The sequence below is a fragment of the Borborobacter xinjiangensis genome (assembly GCF_047739745.1).
Lineage (GTDB): Bacteria > Pseudomonadota > Alphaproteobacteria > Rhizobiales > Rhizobiaceae > Pseudaminobacter.
Map to the genome: position 1 here is coordinate 138,703 of NZ_JBLLVA010000007.1, position 17,331 is coordinate 156,033.

The following is a 17,331-nucleotide window of genomic DNA, read 5'->3' on the forward strand; positions in this document are numbered from 1 at the left end:
GCAGATGCAGCGGGCGTCCATTGGACGTAAGCGCCTCGAAAGCCGCCTGCTTCAATCGGGGCGGTTGTCATGCCGCAAGTTGCCATGCTTTCATGAATGCGAGCGGGCGGGAAGCGCCAGGGGGAATTGATGGCCAGCAAGCCTTTAGTCGCGGCATTTTTCGACGAACGCACCTACTCCCTCCAATATGTCGTGAGCGATCCCGCCACCAAGCGCTGTGCCATCATCGATCCGGTGCTCGATTTCGACGAAAAATCCGGCGCGACCGCCACCCATAACGCCGACCGTCTGCTTTCCTACATCGCCGAGGAAAAGCTGGAACTGGAGTGGATTCTCGACACGCACCCCCATGCGGATCACTTCTCCGCCGCCGCCTATCTGAAGCGCCGGACCGGCGTCCAGATGGCGATCGGCGCTAGGATCGTCGAGGTCCAGAAATTGTGGCGCGACATCTACAACTGGCCGGCACTCCCGGTGGACGGCTCTCAATGGGACCGGCTCTTTGCCGACGGCGACCGGTTCAAGATCGGCGAAATCGAAGCATCGGCGCTCCACTCGCCGGGGCACACGCTCGCCTCGATCACCTATGTCGTCGGCGATGCGGCCTTCGTCCACGATACATTGTTCATGCCTGACGGCGGCACCGCCCGCGCCGATTTCCCGGGAGGCAGCGCAAGCCAGCTCTGGCGATCGATCCAGGCGCTTCTCGCCCTGCCTGACGATACGCGGCTGTTCACCGGCCACGACTACTTGCCGGGCGGCCGTGAGGTGCGCTGGCAAAGCAGCGTCGCCGCGCAAAAGCGTGAAAACATCCATCTGACACGCTATCGCAGCGAGGCCGAATTCGTCGCCATGCGCGAGGCTCGCGACAAGACCTTGCCGATGCCGAAGCTCATCCTCCATGCGCTCCAGGTCAACATCAACGGTGCCCGTCTGCCGGAGCCGGAAGCCAACGGCAAGCGCTACCTGAAGTTTCCGCTCGATGCGCTCAACGGCGCCGCCTGGTAGGATCAGCGTTCGGTCAGCTTGAGTTCGATGCGGCGGTTTCTCGACCGCGCCTCCTCATTGTCGGCGGCGTCAAGCGGCTGGAATTCTCCGAAGCCGGCCGCGACCAGGCGGTTGGCGGGAACGCCGTTCTCGATCAGGAATTTGACCACCGAGGTCGCGCGCGCCGAGGACAGTTCCCAATTGTCGCGATAGCGGCCGGAGCCGGAGAGCGGCCGGTCATCGGTATGGCCGTCGACGCGCAGCACCCAGTTGATCTCAGGTGGAATTTCCTTTTGCAGCTCGATGATCGCGTCGGCGAGCTTCCTCATCTCGACGCGGCCGGCATCGTTGATAACTTCCGAGCCGATGGGAAACAGCACTTCCGACTGGAAAACGAAACGGTCGCCGACGATGCGGATGTTCTCGCGGTCGGACAGGATTTCGCGCAACCGCCCGAAGAAATCGGAACGATAGCGGTTCAACTCCTGCACACGCTGCGCCAGCGCGACGTTGAGGCGACGGCCGAGGTCCGCGATCTTGGTGTTGGATTCGCGATCCTTGGCCTCTGAGGCTTCAAGCGCCTGCTCCAGCGCGCCGATCTGCTTGCGCAGAGCCGCGATCTGCTGGTTGAGAAGCTCGACCTGCGACAGCGCCCGTTGGCTGATCTGGCGCTCATTGTCGAGTTCGCCGCTCAGCGAGCCGATGCGCGCATTCGCCTCGGCGTCTGCGCCTGCACCTTGCGCCAGAAGCTGCTCGAGCCGGCTCTTCTCGGCTTCGGCGGCGGAAAGCGAGGCTTGCAAATTGGCAAGCGCATCCTGCGCGTCCTGCGTGTTGGATTGCTCCAGCGCCAGAAGCTGCGTCAGTTCGTTGATCTGCGAGTTGAGGCGGTTCAGCACCGCATCCTTGCCGGTGATTTCGCGGCTGAGCAGGTATTGCGCCAGAACGAAGACCGAAAGCAGGAACATGATGGCGAGAAGCAGGGTCGACAGCGCGTCGACGAAACCCGGCCAGTAGTCGACACGGCGGTCGCTGCGCCTGCGGGCAAGCGCCATCAGTCAGGCTCCCGCTTGTCGAGAGCGTCGGCGATCTTTTCCAGGGTGCTGCGCATCGCCTTCTGTTCCTGCGACTGCGCCTCGACCCAATCGCGCATGATCTGCTGCTCGCTGCGCATGTTCTTGACCAGGCCGGAAATACCATCGGCCAGATTGGCCATGGCGTTGGCGACGCGTGGACTCGAACCGCCGGTTTCCTGAAGCGCCCGCAGTTTTTCCGACAGCACCCGGATCTCGTCGGCCGAATCGGTCTTGGACGGCTCCGGCACCGCGATATCGGACGACAGATCGGTGACGGAGGACAGCCAGTTTTCAAGCTCGGTGTAGAAGCGGGTCTGCGCGCGGCCCGCCTGCAGGTCCAGAAATCCGAGCACCAGCGAGCCGGCGAGACCGAACAGCGAGGATGAGAACGCCGTGCCCATGCCGGCCAGCGGCGCCGACAGGCCTGCCTTCAGGGAATCGAGCACGGCCGCCGTGTCGCCCGTGCCTGGATCGAGCGACTGGATCGTTTCGCCGATGGAGCCGATCGTCCCCAGCAGGCCCCAGAAGGTGCCGAGCAGGCCGAGAAACACCAGCAGCCCGATAAGATAGCGCGAGATGTCGCGGCTCTCGTCGAGGCGGGTGGCAATCGAATCGAGCATGGTGCGCATCGAACTGGTCGAGAACGCCATGGAAGAGGAGCGGCTGAGCAGTGCCTTCATCGGCGCCAGCAGCACCGGCTCGGTTTCCTCCGAGCCCATGCGGAAGGAGTTGACCCACCGCACTTCCCGGAACAGCCGCGCCACTTGCAGGAAGGCGAGCAGGATGCCGATCAGGAGCACGCCGAGAATGAGTCCATTGAGCCCCGGATTGGTCGAGAATGCCGATTGTATCTGGCGCGCCAGAATCGCCGCAATGAAGGCGACGATCGCCAGGAAGACCAGCATTGAGAGAAGAAAGACCTGCGGGCTCGACAGCTTGTAGGGATCATAGTCCGTAGCGAAGGCCTCGCTCGTCCCGAAAAATCTCTTCAGTGCCATGCGCGCCCCGATTTCGATCCTGCAATCAAGCTGACGGCGACTCTAAACGGAATTGTGACCAAATTGAAAGGCGCTTGCCCCACTCCGCCACCGCTGAAGCCGCCGGATCAAAGGCGATAGAGGATGCTCCGTCAACCGGCAAGGCATGTCTGCGGCACAGGGCCGTCAAAGACCTATCGCGGCGTGACCGGCTTCTTCAGTGTCTTCAACAGCGCGCGGTGAATCGCCTCGTTGCCCGCCACGACGGTGGTCGTGCCGAACATGTCGTTGCCGCCTTTCTTGTCGGTCACGAAGCCGCCGGCTTCGCGCACCATCAATATGCCGGCCGCCGTGTCCCATGGCGCAAGCGGCTCCTCCCAGAACCCGTCGAGACGCCCGGCCGCGACATAGGCGAGATCGAGTGCCGCCGACCCCATCCTGCGGACGCCGGCCGTTTCTCCCATGACATTGCGCAGTTCGACCAGATAGTTGCCGTGATGACCGCGACCGAGATGCGGAATGCCGGTGCCGATCACCGCGTCGGACAGCTTGGTGCGGCCGGCGACACGCAGGCGCCGGTCGTTCATGAACGCGCCGCCGCCGCGCTCTGCCGTATAGAGCTCGTCCATGGCAGGATTGTAGATGACACCGGCGACGATCTGCCCCTGGCGTTCGAGCGCGATAGAGATCGAGAAGATCGGGATGCCGTGGAGGAAATTCGTCGTGCCGTCGAGCGGGTCGACGATCCAGCGGTGCTGGTCGTCCTCGCCGTCGACCGCGCCGCGTTCCTCCATCAGGAAGGCGTAGCCCGGGCGGGCGCGCGAAAGCTCGGCGTGGATGATTTCCTCGGCCTTGCGGTCGGCTTGGCTGACATAGTCGCTTGGTCCCTTCAGCGAGACCTGGAGGTTCTGGACCTCGCCGAAATCGCGCGACAGCGAGCGCCCGGCCTTCATCGCCGCCTGCACCATGACATTGAGGAGAGCCGAACGCGCCATTTTTTGTCCCAGTCAGCGTTTAGGGTGTGCCGCTATTCGGCGCGGCGGATATAGGTGATCTCGTTGGTATCGACGACGATCTTCTCACCCGAGGAGATGAAGGGCGGCACCAGCACGCGCACGCCGTTTTCCAGCACCGCCGGCTTGTAGGAAGACGCCGCCGTCTGGCCCTTCACCACCGGGTCGGCCTCGGTAATGGTCAGCGTCACCTGGTCGGGCAGCGAAATGCCGATAGGCTTTTCCTCATAGAGTTCCACCGTAACCATCATGCCGTCCTGCAGGAAGGCCGCGCGCTCGCCGACGAAATCCTTGTCGAGTTCGAGCTGCTCGTAGCTTTCGGTATCCATGAATACGAGCGCATTGCCCTGCTCGTAGAGGAAGGAAAAATCCTTCTGCTCCAGCCGCACCTTTTCCACCGTCTCGGCAGACCGGAAGCGCTCATTGAGCTTGGTGCCGTTGATGAGATTCTTCAGTTCCACCTGATTGTAGGCGCCGCCCTTGCCGGGCTTGACGTGATTGGTCTTGACCGCCACCCATAAGCCGCCATCGTGCTCGATGACGTTACCGGGACGGATTTCGTTGCCGTTGATCTTCATTGGTTGCGTTTTCCGGAAAAAATGGTTGCCGCCTGCAGACGGTTTCGGCGCCTCCAAGACCACAATTTGCCTGTTGAGGCAAGAGAGAGGCCGAAAACCAGGACCGGAAGGCTCACTATCTGAGCCGGTTGGCGCGCTGCAGCGCTTCCTTCATTTCCTCGTCGGTCAGGCCATTCAGGAAATCTTCCATGGCCGGATCGGCAAGACCGGCGCGGCGGGCAAGGATGAACCAGGCGGCGGCACTGATCGAGTCCGGCGCCGTGCCGATGCCGTTCATGTAGAGCTTGGCCACGCGGTTCTGGGCCGCGACATTGCCGCCCTCGGCTGCCAGCCTCAGCCAGCGAAAACCCTCCTTCTCGTCGCGCTCGCGGCGCGAATCGACAAGCGATGTGCCGAGATCGAGCTGCGCGGTGTCGTAGCCCTGCCGCGCCGCCAGCACGAGCCACTTGCGCGCCTCGGCCTCGTCACGGGGCTTGCCGCCGACGCCATTGGCATAGATCTGGGACATTGCGTACTGGGCGTCGGCCAAGTGGCTTTTGGCCGCTCTTTCATAGTAGGATACGGCCTTCTCCAGCCCCTTTCCGCCTGGTTCGCGCTGTATCAGCATCTGCGCGAAATTGAACTGCGCCAGGCGATTGCCGGCCTCGGCCGCCGACTCCATCAGCGCATAGGCGGCCTGCATGTCCTTCTTGACGAAATTGCCGTCGATCAGCATCAGCGCATATTGGAATTGCGCTTCCGGCACGCCCTGCTCGGCGGCAAGCGCATACCACTTGGCGGCCCCGCGATCGTCACGGGCCACACCGAGACCGCGCGACAGTATCTCGGCGATCAGTGTCTGGGCAGCGGCATTGCCGTTTTCGGCGCGCGGCAACGCCAGATTATAGGCTGTCTTGTAGAGGCCGCGCTGGAAAGCCCCGTAGGCCGGATCGCTCCTTTCACCACCGAAACGATCGGGATCGATGCCCCCGCCTTGTGTCTTGCCGCCGCCAAACCGTTGCGGATCGATCATTTCAGTGGGAGCCGGAAGCGGCTTCAACTTCGAGGGCGCCGGCACGGGAGCGGAAAGCGAAGGCATTTTCCCGGTGGCTGGCTCCTGGGCCGGTTCACTCGCGTCCTGTGCGGCCATGCCGGCGCCCGTCATGAGCGCCAGCCAGAGAAGGACCAGGATATTTCGCAACGCCGCCGCCATCTGTCTCTACTCCTCGAAACGCGGCGCGGTTTCATCCAGGATCGCATTGGCGCGCGCGACCGCCTCCTTCGGGTCGATGCCTTCGCCGAAGATGGCGCTGGAAAGCGCCACGAATTCCGCCCCGGTGCGACCGACCGCCTCGACCGAAGCTATATCCGACCCGGCCATGACGATGCAGGGAATCTCGACCATCTCCGCCCACCATTCACCGAGGGTCAGGTTGCGATGATGAGGCTCGGGCTTGGTGTCATAGCCGAAGCGGCCGAAGAAAATGTAGTCGGGCCGCGCCTCGCCCAATTCCAGGGCCTCGTCGCGCGTCTTTGCCCCGCCCGCGCCCACCATCATCTTCGGCTGATAGTGCGAGATAGCTTCCTCGAGGGCAGACCTGTCGCCTTCCAGATGCAGTCCGTCGGCGCCGACGCGGCCAGCAATGCGGGTGTCTCCGGCGATGACCGCGGCAATGCCCGCCTCCTGCGCCGCCGCCACGACCGGCTTGGCGAAAGCCTGGAACGCTGCCTCGTCCATGCCGTAGGCCGGCAACAGGATTGAGGCAATGTCGCCGCCCGCGATTGCCTCACGAAACCGCTTCACGAACCCGGCGGGCGTCTCGCCTTCAGGCGCGATAAGGACGATGCGGCAACGGTTCGGAGGAAGCATTTCGGTCATGACGGATTCCGGATTGCCCACCCATGCAGGGCGATGATGGTTGGATTTGGGCATAGAGGAATACGGGCGGCTTGAACAGCCGCGCGGACTTTGAGAGACCGCCCCCACCCAGCCGGATTGTTTCATCGCCAAAACATTATTTTACGGGGGATTGCCGAACCTCGCCTTCTTCCGACCGTTCCCTCACCGTAGACACGGCCGGGTTCGGCGGCGCCTGGTGCGACATCGCACTGTCGCAACCGGATGATAGTGCAAGGGCGGGTATCGAACTCAATGGCGGCCATGACGACGACTGCATCCTCAAAGCGGGACACCCGCATCGACGTGTTCCGCGCTCTGGCGCTGCTTACGATCTTCATCAACCACGTGCCCGGCACAATCTTCGAATATTTCACGCACAAGAATTTCGGCTTTTCCGATTCGGCCGAAGCCTTCGTGCTGATCTCGGGCATTGCCGTCGGGCTGGCCTACGGGCCGAAATTCAAGCCCGAAAATCGCCTGCTGGTGACGCTGAAGGCCTGGCGCAGAGCCGGCGTCCTCTATGTCTCGCACATCATGACGACGGTTGCGACGCTGGCGATCTTCTCGGCCGCGGCGCTGCATTTCTCCCGGCCGGACCTGCTCAAGCTCATCAATATCCGCATGATCATCGAAGACACGCCTGAGGCGCTGGTGGGCATCGCCACGCTTGGCCATCAGGTCGGCTACAACAACATCCTGTCGATGTATGCGGCAGTGCTGTTGATGACGCCGCTGTTCCTTTTCATCGGCACCGTGAGCCTGCCATTGATGGTTGCGATCTCCGGCTTGATCTGGCTCCTCGCAGGCAACTGGCAGATCGCCCCGGGCAATTTTCCCGGAGACGGCTTCTGGTTCCTCAATCCGCTGTCGTGGCAGTTCCTGTTCGTCATCGGCATCGCCGCGATGATGCATGTCAGGCGCGGCGGCAGGATCGGCTTCAACCCGTGGCTGGCAGGTTGCGCCCTCGCCTATGTGATGCTGTCGCTTGCCTGGGTGCGGGTGCCGCTGTGGGGCATCGACGCCTCTTTCGGATTGCCGACGGTATTGACCGGCTTCGACAAGACGTTCCTCTCGCTGCCGCGCCTGCTGCATGTTCTTTCGCTCAGCTACCTGATCGTTGCGGTTCCTGCTCTTTCGAATCTGGCGCGGACGCGCCCGGATCATCCACTGGCGATCCTCGGCAAGCACTCGCTGCCGGTGTTCATCGCCGGCACCTTGCTGGCGATGCTGGGGCAGGTGCTGAAGACCGTCAGCCCCGGCGGCATGCTCTACGACGCGATCCTTATCTCGACCGGTATCGCGCTGCAGATCGGCTTCGCCTATTATCTGGAATGGCTGCAAAGGATCGGCTGGAACGGCAAGGCCGCCCTTTCCAAGCCGGCCGAGCCGATCAAGGCGGCTGCCTTGTCGAGGCCGCTCGGTGCTGGTCCGCAAACCATGCTTCCCGCGATGGCGAAGTCGCCCGAACGATAGCGCGCAATCCTGATGACGGGGCGAGTTCGTGCGGATAAACTCTCGCGCAGGCAGTACCGTCGAGGGACATCGTGACCAGCATCTACGACAACGGACTAGACAGGAATCCCGCCAATCATCAACCGCTGACACCGCTGACTTACCTGGAGCGAGCAGCCGCAACCTATCCCGATCAGGTTGCCGTCATCCACGGGGGACTGCGCCTCACCTATCGCGACTTCTGGCGACGCGCCCGCCAGCTCGGCTCGGCGCTGTCGAAACAAGGCATCGGCAAGGGCGACACCGTCACCGTGATGCTCTCCAACACGCCGGCGATGCTTGAGGCGCATTTCGGGGTGCCCATGGTCAAGGCGGTGCTGCACTCGCTGAACACGCGGCTCGACGCCGCCATCATCGCCTTTCAGCTAGACCATGCCGAAACCAGGCTCTTGATCGTCGACCGCGAATTTTCCGCAGTCGTCAAGGAGGCGCTGACGCTCACCAAGGTCAAGCCGCTCGTCATAGACTATGACGACCCCAACTATCCCGCCGACGCGCCCTACCCCAAGGGCGAGCGCATCGGCACGATCGACTATGAGGAGTTCGTCAGCGGCGGCGACCCTGAATTCGCCTGGTCCATGCCCGACGACGAATGGGACGCGATTTCGCTGAACTACACCTCCGGCACCACCGGCAATCCCAAAGGGGCGGTCTACCACCATCGGGGCGCGGCTTTGATGGCCTATGCCAACACGATCCACGCCGGCATGGGCAAGCATTGCGTCTATCTATGGACCCTGCCGATGTTCCACTGCAACGGCTGGTGCTTTCCCTGGACGCTTGCCGTGCAGGCGGGCACCCATGTCTGCCTGCGCTGGGTGAGGCCGAAAGCCATGTATGACGCGATTGCCGACCACGGGGTGACGCATCTGTGCGGCGCACCGGTGGTGATGTCGGCGCTGATCAACGCTCAGGAGCACGAAAGGCGCAGCTTTGCGCAGATCGTCACCTTCAACACTGCCGCCGCACCTCCGCCCGAAGCAGTGCTTTCGGGAATGGCGGATGCCGGTTTCGCCGTGACCCACCTCTACGGCCTGACCGAAACCTATGGCCCGGCGGCGGTAAACGAATGGCACGACGAGTGGGATAATCTCGACAAGGCCGGGCGGGTGGCAAAGAAGGCGCGGCAAGGGGTGCGCTACGCGGCACTCGAGGGTCTCACCATAATGGACCCGGAGACCATGGAACCGACACCGGCCGACGGAACCACCATCGGCGAGGTGATGTTCCAGGGCAATATCGTCATGAAGGGCTATCTGAAGAACCGGACGGCGACCGACGAGGCTTTCGCCGGCGGCTGGTTCCATTCGGGCGATCTCGGCATCATGCACCCCGACGGCTATATCCAGATCAAGGACCGCTCGAAGGACATCATCATTTCCGGTGGTGAAAACATCTCTTCGATCGAGGTCGAGGACGCGCTCTACAAACATCCGGCCGTCGCCTCATGCGGCGTCGTCGCCAGGCCAGACGAAAAGTGGGGCGAAACGCCTGTGGCCTATGTAGAGTTGAAGCCCGGCCAGACCGCGACGGAGACCGATATCATCGAGCATTGCCGCACGCTGCTGGCGCGGTTCAAATGTCCGAAGGCGGTCATCTTCGCCGAGATACCGAAGACCTCGACGGGAAAGATCCAGAAATTCAAGCTGCGGGAGATGGCGAAGGCGCTTTGACGCGCGGGCGCCTCCCTCTTCCGCTTCCCTGTTCGGCTGTTTGCGTGCGTGCTAAATTCGGCTCGGATCGGCGGCATGAGACCACCGGCCGGCAACGCGTTCGACTGTGAACGCAAACCGAGGGGACCAGAATGCAAGGAGTAGCACGCAATTTTTTCACGCTGGCGATCGTCTACGCGATCTTCGGCATGATTCTCGGCCTGGCCATGTCGATCAGCCAGGATCATACGCAAATGCCTGTGCACGCACATGCCATGGTGGCGGGCTGGCTGATGTCGGCGGTATTCGCCTTCTTCTACCATCTCTTCCCTGCGGCGCGCGCCTCGCGCCTGGCGCCGCTGCATTTCTGGCTGACGGCGGTCAGCGGCATCGCACTCATGGTTGGCCTGTTCTTCCTGCTTGGCGGCAACGCCACGGTCGAACCGCTGGTGGCCATCGCCTCGCTCGGCTTCTTCCTGGCGATCTTCGTCTTCGCCTGGATCGCACTGCCGGTCATTCGGCCGACAGAAGCGGGAGAGAGGCCGGCTCGAGTCGATTTTCGTTAAAAAATGCGCGGATCGTTAACCGGTCATTAAGCTTTACGAGTGTTTACTATAGGCATCCAGTGATCTGGATTCTTACCGAGTGGCTGGAGCCACTTCGTTTGACGCCTCCCTGTTAACTCCTGAGAGCCGCTCTTCCGCGGCTCTTTTTTTGTGCCGCGACGGGGGCTTGGCGACTGCGGCGGGGACAATTAACCTTTCGTTAAACATACGCTTGCGTTCGGCCGCCTGCGGGAGCATTTTCCACAGCCTGTGGCGGGCGGTGGCGCGACTGGCGATGACCGGATGTGGCACCTGTCTGGGGTGACGGCCGGCGTGGACGGGATTGGCGAAAATCCGATGGCCCAAACGGCGGTGTAGAGTTCAAGGGCGTATTGATGAACGAGCCTTCAAAGGAAGAAGCCAAGACGATCAGGCTGGCGGAGCGGCGGATTTTCTCGCACTCCTTCAAGCCGCTCTACGATGAGGGCATGGGGCTCGTCGAACGGACCGCGGAATATCTCGACGGCATGGGTCGTACCGAGGCCAAGAAATTGTCGCGGCTGGCCGCAACGCTCTATGCAGCCGAATCGATGCGGCTGACGACGCGACTGATGCAGGTTGCCTCCTGGCTGCTCCTGCAGCGTGCCGCCAATTCCGGCGAGATGACCCGTGATCAGGTCGCGGCGGAGAAATCCAAGGTGCGCCTCGACACCGCTTCAGCCCGCGAGGACGCCGCCGGCTGGAGCGAATTGCCGGAAGCTTTCGTCGAACTGGTCAACCATTCGCTCAGCCTCCAGGCGCTGGTGCGCCGGATGGATGACGAGATCTATGGCAGGGGCGCCACGCCGACAATTGCCTCGACGCGTGGCATCAATCCCGTCTCCGACCAGATCACCCTCCTCAACACGGCCTTCGCCCGCGGCTGAGCCGGCCCCCGCACTGTTTTCGTTTGCCTTGACTGACACCGGCGCCTGGCGCGGCTAGAGTCGTCGGATGGCACAAGCGATTCGCATCATCGGCATCGATCCGGGCCTTCGGCGCACCGGCTGGGGCATTGTCGAGACGCTCGGCAATTCGCTGCGCTTCGTGGCCGCCGGCAGCGTGCGCTCCGACGACAAGGCGAGCCTTGCGACGCGGCTTTGCCAATTGCACGACGGCCTGGCCGAAATTCTCCACCGGCAGGCACCGCATGAAGCGGCGGTTGAAGTCACCTTCGTCAACAAGGACGCAGCCGCGACGCTGAAGCTCGGCCAGGCACGCGGTATTGCCATGCTGGTGCCGGCCCTTGCCGGCCTGCCGGTTGCCGAATATGCGCCGAACGCGGTGAAGAAGACGGTGATCGGTGTTGGTCACGGCGACAAGACCCAGATACAGATGATGGTCAAGGTGCTGATGCCCAAGGCCGTATTCGACAGCCCCGATGCTGCCGACGCGCTGGCCATTGCCATCTGCCATGCGCATCATCGGCAAAGCGTGGTTTCGAGGCTCGCCGCACTGGCCGGATAACGGCAATGTTCTTGACTTGTTCTGCATTTGGATTAGCAATACTGCAGAGGTATTACCATGCGCGTTACTGAAAAAGGTCAGGCCACCGTCCCCAAGAACGTCCGCCGCAAGCTGGGAATCGTTCCCGGAAACGCGGTGGAATTCAGCTTGCGGGGCGATGTCGCCATATTGCGGCCGGCCGCCTCGTCCGACCCAGACCGCGAGGTCGCCGATTTCATGGCTCATATCCGTCGCCACAAAGGATCGATGAATCCTGGCGGCATGACTGGGGACGAGTTCTTCAAGCTGTTGAGGAATTGATGCCGACGCTGGTCGACACCAATATTCCGATCGATCTTTTCGATACCGACAGTCCCTGGGAAGACTGGTCTACCCGTCATATCGCCTATCGTCGTAGTGGCGGCCCGAAGCGTTCCCGCTGCCCGCCTTCTGGCCCATGCGGCCGTGCGCGGCTATGCGCTGCTGACGCGCGATCAGAACCGCTATCGGGCGTATTTCCCGATGCTGCAAATCATTTCTCCGGATACCCATCCATGACCGGAACTTTCCCATGATCGGCAAGCTTAAGGGCACGATAGACGAGATTGCCGAAGACCATTGCGTGGTCGACGTGCATGGCGTCGGCTATGTCGCGCATTGCTCGGCGCGCACGCTTGCGGCACTGCCTGGCGCGGGCGAGGCAGTCGTGCTCTATATCGAAACCTATGTCCGCGAAGACATGATCCGGCTTTTCGGTTTCCAGTCTGCGCTGGAGCGGGAATGGTTTCGCCTGCTGCAAAACAACGTGCAGGGGGTGGGAGCGAAGGTTGCACTCGCCGTTCTTTCGACGCTCGCGCCCGCCGATCTTGCCAATGCGATCGCGCTGCGCGACATCGCCATGGTCAGCCGCGCGCCGGGCGTCGGCAAGAAGGTCGCCGAGCGCATCGTCACCGAGTTGAAGAACAAGGCTCCGGCCTTCGCCGGATCGGCCACCGGCACCATCGGCCTCAAACAGGAGCTTGGCGAGGGCGTAGCGCCGGCGCCGATCGCCGATGCGGTTTCGGCACTGGTCAATCTCGGCTATTCGCGCGACATCGCGGCCAACGCCATATCAGCGGCGCTGAAATCCGCCGGGGAGGATGCCGATTCGTCGAAGCTGATCCGGTTCGGGCTGAAGGAACTGGCGCGGTGATCTTGTCGGGACCCATGCGGCATGCGAGGAGGAAGACATGAACTCCGCGCCCCGCCTCATCTCGCCCGATTTGCGCGGCGAAGACGCAGACACCACGCTGCGGCCGCAAAGCCTGGACGAATTCGTCGGCCAGGCTGCGGCGCGCGCCAATCTCAAGGTTTTCATCGAGGCTGCCAAAGGCCGCGGCGAAGCGCTCGATCATGTGCTGTTCGTCGGTCCGCCGGGTCTCGGCAAGACCACGCTGGCGCAGATCATGGCGCGCGAGCTTGGCGTCAATTTCCGCTCCACCTCGGGCCCGGTGATCGCCAAGGCCGGCGATCTGGCCGCGTTGCTGACCAATCTGGAAGAGCGCGACGTGCTGTTCATCGACGAGATCCACCGGTTGAGCCCAGCGGTGGAGGAAATCCTCTATCCGGCTATGGAGGACTACCAGCTCGACCTGATCATCGGCGAAGGACCGGCCGCGCGCTCGGTCAAGATCGACCTGGCGAAATTCACCCTCGTCGCCGCCACCACGCGGCTCGGCCTTTTGACCAACCCGCTGCGCGACCGCTTCGGCATTCCGATCCGCCTCAATTTCTATTCGATAGAGGAGTTGGAGATGATCGTGCGCCGCGGCGCTCGCATCCTCGGCATGCCGCTTGGCGACGACGGCGCGCTGGAAATCGCCCGCCGCGCCCGCGGAACGCCGCGCATCGCCGGCAGGCTATTGCGCCGGGTGCGCGATTTCGCCTCGGTCGCCGGCGCCGATCATGTCTCGCGGCGGATCGCCGACGAGGCGCTGACCCGGCTCGAGGTCGACGCGCTCGGCCTCGACCAGCTCGACCGGCGCTATCTCTCGATGATCGCCATGAATTTCGGCGGCGGCCCGGTCGGCATCGAGACCATCGCGGCCGGTCTGTCGGAGCCGCGCGACGCCATCGAGGACATCATCGAGCCCTATCTGATCCAGCAGGGCTTCATCCAGCGCACGCCGCGTGGACGCGTTCTGACGGCCAATGCCTGGGGTCATCTTGGCCTGGACGCGCCGCGCGACCTGGCGGTGCAGCAGATCAGCCTGTTCCAGGAGGAATGACGCGGGCAGCCCCGACCGATGCGTGGGGAAGCTGCCAATGCGGCCGTCATCCCGGAAACCGCGAAAGCCAAGGTTATCCGGAACCCATCCGAATTTCACCGTCACGGAATAGGTCCGGCTCCCGGTCGCATTCGCCCCTGGCCGGGATGATGCTGCGTCTATGTCCGCTCGGCTTCACGGCAGCCCGCGCACCATCTCCAGCACATCCGGCTCGGCCCTCCTGCCGTCGAATTCCTCGACGACGCCGAAGGCGCCGCCATAAGACCACATCGACCACGCAAAACCGTGGCTTTCAGCCCGGGCGATCATGTCCCGCACATAGGCGGCGCGGTATTTCGCCGGCACCACATGCGGGCTTTCAAATTCCTGGCGGATCATGCCGAACTCGCCGAGCAGGATGTTTTCCGGCTTCACACCATGCCGCTTGGCCCATTGGCCGACCAGTTCGAACGGCGCATCCATAGCCGCCTGAAGCTCTTCGGACGTGTCGAGCATCGCCATCTGCTCGCCGAGATAGGCAAGCATTCCGCTTCGCCGCGCCCATGGCGCTTCGGCCTCGATCCTCGCCCGGACCGCTGCAAGCGCGGCATCGAGTTCCGCGCGCGGCACGGCATGAGGCGGATATGGCAGACCGCCGACATGAGGAATGAAATCCCCCGCCCAGGTCGCGCCCTGATGGGTGAGCAGAAATGGTTCGTAGGAATGGAAGGTCCAGATGATGTTGTCGTCGGAAATTTTCGCCGGATCGAGGCGGGTCAGTCCTTCGGCGCTCGAATAGCACGCGCCGCCGAGCACCAGCGTCAGCCTCGTGGCGGAAGAGCGGGCCGCGGCAAACAGCCTTTGCAAACGCCCCGGCCATAGATCGCTCTTTCCCTCCTCGCAGTCGATCACCGGCTCGTTCATCGGCTCCAGCGCCACGAGCGCCGGGTCCTGGCTCGACAGGGTGCGCGCCATCATGCGCACGAACTCGACATAGGCGTCGAAAAGATCCGGCTCCGCCATGACATTGCCCATGTCGATCGAGCGGACTTCGGAAGGGATCAGATGCAGGTCGACCACCACCTTCAGCCCGGCATCGTTGATGAGCCGCACCGAGTCCAGCACCGAGGCGAACAACTGCTCGCGCAGGGCAATTGTCTTCGCCGACAGAAACGGCGCCGGATCGACCGGCATGCGCACGAAGTCGAAGCCGGTATCCTTCAAGGCTTCAAAATCGGCACGGGCCAGCGACTTTCGCCATTCCGGAAAGGGCAAGATCACCGCCTTGTCGCTCCAGCTCTCCTCGCTGGGCCAAGTCGTCCAGAGGTCGAGATTGATGCCGCGCTTCATCGAGAAGCTCGCAGCCTCGGCGCCTGCCGCGGCGGCGAGCAGGACAAGTGCGGCCAGACAGTTCTTGATCATGCCTGTCAATAATGCCATCCGATTGGCTCGACTTCCGGGCAGACAACTGGCAGTTCAGCCCTGAAAAGGAAAGCGCAATGGACGATCATGGTGAACGCGACGGGCTGATGGCTGGAATTTCCGGCGAGCTGACGCCCTTCGGCCATCGTCTGATGGCGAGGGTCTATTATGCCGATACCGACTTTTCCGGCGTCGTCTATCATGCGCGCTATTTGGAATTCTTCGAGCGCGGCCGCTCGGACTTCTTAAGGCTTGCAGGCGTCCATCACACCGAACTTGCCGACGGCAAGCATGGCGAAAAGATCGTCTGGGTGGTGCGCCGCATGGAAATCTCGTTTCACGCGCCGGCGCGCATCGACGACATACTGACAGTCGACACGCGTGCCATGCGGATTTCCGGGGCGCGCATATGGATGTCACAGCAATTGAAGCGTGGTGGAGAATTGCTGGTCGAGGCGTCCGTCGAGGCGGCGATTATCGGCGAAAACGGTCGCCCACGGCGTTTTCCGAAGGTCTGGGTCGACGCCTTCATGCCGAAATCCTGACAAGCGGCAGCATCGCTTTCAGGCCGATTTCGCTGCGCGCTCCATAACGCATCCTTAACCATAACGGTTCATGAAGAAATTGATGAAAGTCGCCCGGATTCCGTGCGCCTTCCTTTTACCAAATTTGGCCCCGAAAAGGCCGGCAACGGCGCATTTTGGGGCAAGCACGGACCACACGGGAAGATGCGCATGGGCTGCCGCAAGCCGGGCCCGGGATATTAAGGACTGTCTGAACATGGAAAATCTCGCACTCGCCGAACCGAGCGCACAACTGTCCATATGGGCGCTCTTCTGGCAGGCCGGCTGGGTCGTCAAGCTGGTCATGCTCGGCCTGCTCGGCGCATCGATCTGGACCTGGGCGATCGTCATCGACAAGGTCATTTCCTATGGCCGCATGCGCCTGTCGCTCAACCGCTTCGAGCAGGTGTTCTGGTCCGGGCAGTCATTGGAAGAGCTTTACCGCACCCTTTCAGAGCGCAAGACCACCGGCATGGGCGCAATCTTCGTTGCTGCCATGCGCGAGTGGAAGAAGAGCTTCGAAAAGGGCGCGAAATCGCCGCTGGCACTGCAAAGCCGTATCGACAAGGCCATGGACCTGGCGCTGACACGCGAGATGGAACGGCTGGAAGGTCGCCTGGGTTTTCTCGCCACCATCGGCTCGGCCGCCCCCTTCATCGGCCTGTTCGGCACGGTCGTCGGCATCATGACCTCTTTCCAGGCCATCGCCGGCTCGAAATCGACCAATCTGGCAGTGGTCGCCCCCGGCATCGCGGAAGCGCTTCTGGCGACCGCCATCGGCCTGCTCGCCGCCATTCCGGCGGTCATCGCCTACAACAAGCTGTCATCGGACGCGGGCAAGCTCGCCATGCGCATGGAGGGGTTCGCGGACGAGTTCTCCGCCATACTCTCGCGCCAAATCGATGAAAAAGTCGCGCCGAAAGCCTGAGGTAGCCAGCTATGGGAATGTCGGTAGGAACAGGAGGCGGACGCGGCGGGCGCGGCCACAGGCGGCGCGGACGTCATCACGGCCTGATTTCCGAGATCAACGTCACGCCGTTCGTCGACGTCATGCTGGTTCTGCTCATCATCTTCATGGTCGCGGCCCCGCTGCTGACCGTCGGCGTGCCGATCGACCTGCCGGAAACCCAGGCCAAGGCGCTCAACACCGAAACGCAGCCAATCACCATTTCCGTGAACCAGGCCGGCGAAGTCCATCTGCAGGAAACCCCCATCCCGATCAACGAGGTCGTTCCCAAGCTGCAGGCGATCGCCAAGACCGGCTATGAGGAACGCATCTTCATCCGCGGCGACAAATTGGCCGACTACGGCACCGTCATGAAGGTGATGGCCGAGATCAGCGCCGCCGGTTTCAAGAACATCGGACTGATCAGCCTACCAGAGCAAGGCACCTGACCAG

19 protein-coding genes are annotated in these 17,331 nt (G+C 62.6%); 12 read left to right on the top strand and 7 right to left on the bottom strand.

The window, feature by feature from the left end:
- Positions 1–129: 129 nt before the first annotated feature.
- Positions 130–1,008 (top strand): MBL fold metallo-hydrolase, encoded by an 879-nt coding sequence (locus ACLKMW_RS10585; RefSeq protein WP_415724421.1) that lies wholly within the window; start codon positions 130–132, stop codon positions 1,006–1,008.
- 2 nt (positions 1,009–1,010) lie between these two features.
- On the opposite strand, the gene ACLKMW_RS10590 is transcribed toward ACLKMW_RS10585, so the two are convergent.
- The 6 genes from ACLKMW_RS10590 to ACLKMW_RS10615 all read right to left on the bottom strand — a co-directional run bounded on the left by ACLKMW_RS10590 (position 1,011) and on the right by ACLKMW_RS10615 (position 6,486).
- Complete coding sequence (locus tag ACLKMW_RS10590; RefSeq protein ID WP_415724422.1) at positions 1,011–2,039, bottom strand: peptidoglycan -binding protein; 1,029 nt, start codon at positions 2,037–2,039, stop codon at positions 1,011–1,013.
- On the bottom strand, positions 2,039–3,058 hold the full coding sequence (locus tag ACLKMW_RS10595; RefSeq protein WP_415724423.1) for a MotA/TolQ/ExbB proton channel family protein: 1,020 nt from the start codon (positions 3,056–3,058) through the stop codon (positions 2,039–2,041). Before ACLKMW_RS10595 ends, ACLKMW_RS10590 begins: the two co-directional genes overlap by 1 nt.
- Before the next feature lie 173 nt (positions 3,059–3,231).
- The gene (locus ACLKMW_RS10600; protein WP_415724424.1) at positions 3,232–4,032 is read right to left on the bottom strand and encodes an inositol monophosphatase family protein; all 801 of its coding nucleotides are present in this window, start codon (positions 4,030–4,032) and stop codon (positions 3,232–3,234) included.
- Positions 4,033–4,064: 32 nt separating this feature from the next.
- Positions 4,065–4,628, bottom strand: a complete 564-nt coding sequence (efp, locus tag ACLKMW_RS10605; RefSeq protein WP_415724425.1) for an elongation factor P — start codon at positions 4,626–4,628, stop codon at positions 4,065–4,067.
- 115 nt (positions 4,629–4,743) lie between these two features.
- Positions 4,744–5,820, bottom strand: coding sequence for a tetratricopeptide repeat protein (locus ACLKMW_RS10610; protein ID WP_415724426.1), 1,077 nt, complete (start codon positions 5,818–5,820; stop codon positions 4,744–4,746).
- A 6-nt stretch (positions 5,821–5,826) separates the two neighbouring features.
- Positions 5,827–6,486 (bottom strand): thiamine phosphate synthase, encoded by a 660-nt coding sequence (locus tag ACLKMW_RS10615; RefSeq protein ID WP_415724427.1) that lies wholly within the window; start codon positions 6,484–6,486, stop codon positions 5,827–5,829.
- A gap of 282 nt (positions 6,487–6,768) precedes the next feature.
- Here ACLKMW_RS10615 and ACLKMW_RS10620 point away from each other — a divergent pair, with 282 nt between their 5' ends.
- The 8 genes from ACLKMW_RS10620 (at position 6,769) to ruvB (ending at position 13,968) form a co-directional block, all read left to right on the top strand.
- Positions 6,769–7,980 (top strand): OpgC family protein, encoded by a 1,212-nt coding sequence (locus ACLKMW_RS10620; RefSeq protein WP_415724428.1) that lies wholly within the window; start codon positions 6,769–6,771, stop codon positions 7,978–7,980.
- A gap of 71 nt (positions 7,981–8,051) precedes the next feature.
- Positions 8,052–9,692: an acyl-CoA synthetase gene (locus ACLKMW_RS10625; RefSeq protein ID WP_415724429.1), complete on the top strand. Its 1,641-nt coding sequence runs from the start codon at positions 8,052–8,054 to the stop codon at positions 9,690–9,692.
- Between the two features lie 131 nt (positions 9,693–9,823).
- Positions 9,824–10,237 (top strand): hypothetical protein, encoded by a 414-nt coding sequence (locus tag ACLKMW_RS10630; RefSeq protein ID WP_415724430.1) that lies wholly within the window; start codon positions 9,824–9,826, stop codon positions 10,235–10,237.
- Between the two features lie 374 nt (positions 10,238–10,611).
- Entirely contained in the window at positions 10,612–11,142 is a 531-nt protein-coding gene (rcdA, locus tag ACLKMW_RS10635; RefSeq protein WP_415724431.1) for a protease adaptor protein RcdA, read from the top strand.
- A gap of 67 nt (positions 11,143–11,209) precedes the next feature.
- Positions 11,210–11,722 carry a crossover junction endodeoxyribonuclease RuvC gene (gene ruvC, locus ACLKMW_RS10640; protein ID WP_415724432.1) on the top strand — a complete coding sequence of 171 codons (513 nt, stop codon included), beginning with the start codon at positions 11,210–11,212 and terminating at the stop codon, positions 11,720–11,722.
- A 57-nt stretch (positions 11,723–11,779) separates the two neighbouring features.
- Positions 11,780–12,022 (top strand): AbrB/MazE/SpoVT family DNA-binding domain-containing protein, encoded by a 243-nt coding sequence (locus ACLKMW_RS10645; protein ID WP_415724433.1) that lies wholly within the window; start codon positions 11,780–11,782, stop codon positions 12,020–12,022.
- A gap of 250 nt (positions 12,023–12,272) precedes the next feature.
- Positions 12,273–12,893, top strand: coding sequence for a Holliday junction branch migration protein RuvA (gene ruvA, locus ACLKMW_RS10650; RefSeq protein ID WP_415724434.1), 621 nt, complete (start codon positions 12,273–12,275; stop codon positions 12,891–12,893).
- Between the two features lie 37 nt (positions 12,894–12,930).
- Positions 12,931–13,968: a Holliday junction branch migration DNA helicase RuvB gene (ruvB, locus tag ACLKMW_RS10655; RefSeq protein ID WP_415724435.1), complete on the top strand. Its 1,038-nt coding sequence runs from the start codon at positions 12,931–12,933 to the stop codon at positions 13,966–13,968.
- Between the two features lie 174 nt (positions 13,969–14,142).
- On the opposite strand, the gene ACLKMW_RS10660 is transcribed toward ruvB, so the two are convergent.
- A complete protein-coding gene (locus ACLKMW_RS10660) occupies positions 14,143–15,387 on the bottom strand; it encodes a glycoside hydrolase family 5 protein (protein ID WP_415724436.1) in 1,245 nt (414 codons plus the stop codon).
- Positions 15,388–15,446: 59 nt separating this feature from the next.
- Here ACLKMW_RS10660 and ybgC point away from each other — a divergent pair, with 59 nt between their 5' ends.
- The 3 genes from ybgC to tolR all read left to right on the top strand — a co-directional run bounded on the left by ybgC (position 15,447) and on the right by tolR (position 17,327).
- On the top strand, positions 15,447–15,914 hold the full coding sequence (gene ybgC / locus ACLKMW_RS10665) for a tol-pal system-associated acyl-CoA thioesterase (RefSeq protein ID WP_415724437.1): 468 nt from the start codon (positions 15,447–15,449) through the stop codon (positions 15,912–15,914).
- Between the two features lie 235 nt (positions 15,915–16,149).
- On the top strand, positions 16,150–16,860 hold the full coding sequence (tolQ, locus tag ACLKMW_RS10670) for a protein TolQ (RefSeq protein ID WP_415724438.1): 711 nt from the start codon (positions 16,150–16,152) through the stop codon (positions 16,858–16,860).
- 11 nt (positions 16,861–16,871) lie between these two features.
- Complete coding sequence (gene tolR, locus ACLKMW_RS10675; protein ID WP_415724439.1) at positions 16,872–17,327, top strand: protein TolR; 456 nt, start codon at positions 16,872–16,874, stop codon at positions 17,325–17,327.
- Positions 17,328–17,331: the final 4 nt, after the last annotated feature.

Bases quoted from the DNA above. Each gene is read 5' to 3' on its own strand.
- ACLKMW_RS10610 (WP_415724426.1), bottom strand. From the start codon at position 5,820: ATGGCGGCGGCGTTGCGAAATATCCTGGTCCTTCTCTGGCTGGCGCTC.
- tolQ (WP_415724438.1), top strand. From the start codon at position 16,150: ATGGAAAATCTCGCACTCGCCGAACCGAGCGCACAACTGTCCATATGG.
- efp (WP_415724425.1), bottom strand. From the start codon at position 4,628: ATGAAGATCAACGGCAACGAAATCCGTCCCGGTAACGTCATCGAGCAC.
- ACLKMW_RS10630 (WP_415724430.1), top strand. From the start codon at position 9,824: ATGCAAGGAGTAGCACGCAATTTTTTCACGCTGGCGATCGTCTACGCG.
- ACLKMW_RS10585 (WP_415724421.1), top strand. From the start codon at position 130: ATGGCCAGCAAGCCTTTAGTCGCGGCATTTTTCGACGAACGCACCTAC.
- ACLKMW_RS10620 (WP_415724428.1), top strand. From the start codon at position 6,769: ATGACGACGACTGCATCCTCAAAGCGGGACACCCGCATCGACGTGTTC.
- ruvA (WP_415724434.1), top strand. From the start codon at position 12,273: ATGATCGGCAAGCTTAAGGGCACGATAGACGAGATTGCCGAAGACCAT.
- ACLKMW_RS10645 (WP_415724433.1), top strand. From the start codon at position 11,780: ATGCGCGTTACTGAAAAAGGTCAGGCCACCGTCCCCAAGAACGTCCGC.
- ACLKMW_RS10600 (WP_415724424.1), bottom strand. From the start codon at position 4,032: ATGGCGCGTTCGGCTCTCCTCAATGTCATGGTGCAGGCGGCGATGAAG.
- ACLKMW_RS10595 (WP_415724423.1), bottom strand. From the start codon at position 3,058: ATGGCACTGAAGAGATTTTTCGGGACGAGCGAGGCCTTCGCTACGGAC.
- ruvC (WP_415724432.1), top strand. From the start codon at position 11,210: ATGGCACAAGCGATTCGCATCATCGGCATCGATCCGGGCCTTCGGCGC.
- ruvB (WP_415724435.1), top strand. From the start codon at position 12,931: ATGAACTCCGCGCCCCGCCTCATCTCGCCCGATTTGCGCGGCGAAGAC.
- ybgC (WP_415724437.1), top strand. From the start codon at position 15,447: ATGGACGATCATGGTGAACGCGACGGGCTGATGGCTGGAATTTCCGGC.
- ACLKMW_RS10590 (WP_415724422.1), bottom strand. From the start codon at position 2,039: ATGGCGCTTGCCCGCAGGCGCAGCGACCGCCGTGTCGACTACTGGCCG.
- ACLKMW_RS10660 (WP_415724436.1), bottom strand. From the start codon at position 15,387: ATGGCATTATTGACAGGCATGATCAAGAACTGTCTGGCCGCACTTGTC.
- ACLKMW_RS10615 (WP_415724427.1), bottom strand. From the start codon at position 6,486: ATGACCGAAATGCTTCCTCCGAACCGTTGCCGCATCGTCCTTATCGCG.
- tolR (WP_415724439.1), top strand. From the start codon at position 16,872: ATGGGAATGTCGGTAGGAACAGGAGGCGGACGCGGCGGGCGCGGCCAC.
- rcdA (WP_415724431.1), top strand. From the start codon at position 10,612: ATGAACGAGCCTTCAAAGGAAGAAGCCAAGACGATCAGGCTGGCGGAG.